The organism is Sphingomonas bacterium, assembly GCF_903644135.1.
Classification (GTDB): domain Bacteria; phylum Pseudomonadota; class Alphaproteobacteria; order Sphingomonadales; family Sphingomonadaceae; genus Sphingomonas.
The window spans coordinates 1-4,054 of the sequence record NZ_CAHJXA010000265.1; the positions used below are offsets into that span (position 1 = coordinate 1).

2 protein-coding genes are annotated in these 4,054 nt (G+C 64.8%); one reads left to right on the forward strand and one right to left on the reverse strand.

Going from position 1 to position 4,054, the window contains the following annotated elements; all coding sequences use genetic code 11:
* The coding region (locus HUU96_RS12580; RefSeq protein ID WP_174293111.1) for a TonB-dependent receptor at positions 1-2,257 on the forward strand (2,257 nt) is incomplete at its 5' end.
* Positions 2,258-2,278: 21 nt separating this feature from the next.
* On the opposite strand, the gene HUU96_RS12585 is transcribed toward HUU96_RS12580, so the two are convergent.
* On the reverse strand, positions 2,279-3,517 hold the full coding sequence (locus HUU96_RS12585; protein WP_174293112.1) for an MFS transporter: 1,239 nt from the start codon (positions 3,515-3,517) through the stop codon (positions 2,279-2,281).
* Between the last annotated feature and the right edge of the window lie 537 nt (positions 3,518-4,054).

Here is a 4,054-nt window from a genome sequence, read left to right on the forward strand (position 1 = left end):
GACCGCGCAGAAGCGGTCGGAACGGTTGCAGGAGGTGCCGGTCGCGGTCTCGGTAATCTCGGGCGACGCGATCTCCGCCAAGGGCGGCACGAACATCGAGAGCGCGCAGTACCTCGTCCCGACCCTCAACTTCCGCAAGTCGGGCACCGCGATCAACCAGTCGCTGTTCCTGCGCGGCGTCGGCACCTCCACCTTCTCGATCGCCGGCGAGCCGTCGATCTCCACCGTGGTCGACGGCGTCGTCTACAGCCGCGCCGGCGAGGCCTTCAGCGACCTGATCGACGTCGACCGGATCGAGGTGCTGCGCGGACCGCAGGGCACGCTGTTTGGCAAGAACACTTCGGCCGGTGTGATCAACATCATCACCAAGCGGCCAAGCGACCATTTCGGCGGCTTCCTTGAAGGCGGCTACTTCACCAACACGAACGAGTATCGCGTCCGCGGCGCGGTCGACGTGCCGCTGAACGACTGGATCAAGACCCGCGTGACCGGCTTCTACGGTCATTACGACGGTAATATCATCAATCTCGCGCAGGGCGGCAAGCGCGAGAACGGCTATCAGCATTACGGCGTGCGCGGCGTGCTGGTGGCGACGCCAACGCCCGACATCACCTTCACGCTGATCGGCGACTATCGCCGCGCGAAGGACAATTGCTGCGCCGAGGTGATCGGCACGCCCGCCGCGACTAGCCTGTCGGGCAACCCCAACCTCGCGCTGCCACCCGAGGTGGGCGATCGGACCCGGTTCGACAACCAGAACCTGGTCACCGCCGCCCGCGAGAAGAGCTATGGCGTGTCGGGTCAGCTCGACTGGACGCTCGGCACCCAGACGATCACCTATATCGGCTCCTACCGCATCTACGACAACGAGGAGATCCGCGACGGCGATTTCCTGCCAACCGCCTATGTCGGCTACAACCAGCTTCACGACGACGGCCCGCAGGTGTCGAACACGCTGACCCAGGAGCTGCGGCTGACCTCACCAGCGAAGCAGTTCTTCTCGTATGTCGTCGGTGCCTATTTCTCGCGCGCCTACACCGAGCGGGTCTTCAACCGCACCGACGTCGTGTGCACCGGCGGGTTGACCAGTGCGACGACGCTGACCCCGTGCGGCAGCATCGGCACGGTGACGACCGTGCCGAGCGGCACCGCCGACTTCGGCTCGGTGTTCAAGAACCTGGCGTTCTTCGGCCAAGGCACCCTCAACCTCACGTCGCGCCTGCGGCTGATCGGCGGCGTCCGCTACACCACCGATCAGCTGAACGTCTTCCACAAGCGGGTGACGACGCTGGCAGGGCCGGGGATCAACGGCAATTTCGATCAAGGCGTGTTCGACCGCTACAACGTCCTGGTGGCACAGGGCGTTTCCCCAACGGTGGCGCAGACCAGCGCGGTCGCCGCGTCCAACGGCGTCCCGTTCACCACCAAGACAACCAACACCAACTGGTCGGGCAAGGGCGGCGTGCAGTTCGACCTGGTGCCGCAATCGACCGTCTACGCGACCTACTCGCGTGGATATAAGGGTCCGGCGTTCAACGTCTTCTATAATCTAACCGCGACGGGCACCAACGTCATCCAGCCGGAGACCGCCGACAGCTACGAGGCGGGGATCAAGAACACGCTGCTGGACGGCAGGCTGGTCGTCAACGTCGCCGGTTACTACGCCAAGTACCACAATTTCCAGGCGAACAACCCCGACGTGGTCGCCGGCGTGCTGGTCACCCGCTTCACCAACGCCGGCGAGATCTCGACGCGCGGCGCCGAGGTCGACGCGCTGTTCCAGCCGGTGCGCGACCTGACCTTCAACGGCGGCTTCGCCTATACCGACGCGCGCATCGACCAGTTCAAGGTGCCGACCAACGGCGTGAACACCGGCGTCATCCCCAGCGGCACGCGACTGGCCTATGCGCCCAAGTACAAGGGATCGCTCAGCAGCGACTATCGCCTGCGCACCGGCGGCCGGATCGACTTCACAGTCGGCGCGCAGGGATCGTACCAGTCCCGCCAGATCTCGCAGCTCGACGCAAGCCAGGCGATCCGCGACGCGACGACGATCCACGGCTACGCGCTGGTCGACCTGTCGGCGGGGGTCGTCGAGGCGGCGGATCGCTTCCGGCTAATCTTCCAGGTCAAGAACGCCTTTGACGAGCATTTCGCCTCGTCGATCACCTCGGGTGGCCCCGGCAACAGCTACCGCTATATTATCCCGCGCGAGGCGGACCGCTATTACGGCGTGACCGCGCGGGTCGGGTTCTGATCGGAGACGAGCCGCAGGTCCTCAATGAGCGAGGACCAGCGGCTCGTCCGCTCTTCGCTCCACCGACCTGATCACCGGGATAAGCAGCTGTATGCAGCCAAGTGCGACGAGGTAGCTCGACGCGCAGATGACCAGCATCGGCGTGTATCCGAAGCCATGACGCAGCGACCAGGCCGAGAACTGGATCATGCCGATCGAGCAGAAGTTGCCGCAGAAGGCGGCGATGCCGATCGTCGAGCCGATCCGCGCCGCCGGTACCAGATCGGTGGTGAGGCCGAACACGTTGGTCGAGAAGCCCTGGTGAGCAAACAGGCCGAGGCCGAGGAGCAGCGCCGCCGTCCAGGGGCTGGACAGCAGCATGACCAGCGGCACCGGAACGATCAGCAGCGCGTAGAGCAACATCGTCGTCTTGCGCGCGCGGTTCACGGACCAGCCGCGCGCCAAGAACCGCGACGGCAGCCAACCACCCGTCAGCGCGCCGGCCGCGGCGAAGACGTAGACCAGCGCCACCGGCAGGCCGAGGGTTCCCTGCTTCAGTCCGAACAGCCGATGGAACAGGTCGGGCAGCCAGAGCAGCATGAAGAACCACACCTGGTCCGACAGCACCTTCGCGGTCGCGATCGTCACCGTCTCGCGGCTCCGCGCGATATCGAGCCAGTGCATCGGCGCAGGTGCCAGCGTGTCCAGCGCCACCGGCCGCACCCGGATCGCAAACCACGCCACTACCCAGACCAGTCCCAGTCCACCGGCCAGCAGGAACGCCGCACGCCAGCCGAACGCGACCGCAAGCGCCGGGATGAACAAGGGCGTCACGATCGCGCCTATATTGGGCGCGGTATTGCCGATGCCGAGCGCGATTTGCCGGTCACGCTGGGTGAAATAGGTCGCCGACGACTTCACGGCCGCCGGGGTGCCGACCGACTCGCCGACCCCGAGCACCACGCGCGCGGCCATGAAGCCGGCGACGCTGCCGACCACGGCATGGGCCATGGCGGCAAGGCTCCACAGTGCGACGCCTAGCGCGAAACCGAGCCTGAGGCCGACCCGGTCGATGAACCAGCCGGTTCCGAGAAACGCCACCGCCGCCGCCAGCTGAAACGCGGTGCCCATGTTGGCGTAATCCTGGTCGGACCAGGCGAACTCCGCTTCAAGCGTCGGCTTAAGCAACGACAGGATCTGACGATCGACGTAGTTGAGCATGATCGCGACAAAGATCAGCCCCATGATCATCCAGCGCGCACGGTCGGCGATCCCGCGCATTCCTGTCTCCCGATAACCGGCCGATGCTCTCATAAAGTCACTCGCCATGCTACCGCTGTAAACCGGAAGCGGAGGAATTAGTGTTTGGCAGCGGCAGCATGTCAACGTCGAGCACGTTTGCAGCCTCATCGCGATTGATGCTGCCCCTATCGCGGCAGGAGCGGTCACTAGGATCGAGCTTGCCGCAATGCCTTCGACGTGTTCGGGCGGGAAGTCCGGGGCACCACCTTCACTGAGGCAGCTTAGCGGGACGAGGGCTGCCGCCCATGTACGCCGACGATTGCTGCTTGGCACGTTCTGCGGCTTCCGGCGTAGCAAATTTGGATGCGACGGATGGAGCTCGCCTCCATGCCAAGGCTGCGCGCGTTACAAACAAAAGGTGCTCAAGGCTAGTAAAGGTAACGGCGCGTGAGTCCCGTGAGGTGACGTGGCTTAATGGGCAGAAGACCCATATCGCGGTCATTCCGAATAGTGCGCCGGCTCCCCAGCTTCCGACATTCGTTCACGTTGCTCGGCCGCCTATTGCTGTGAAGATCA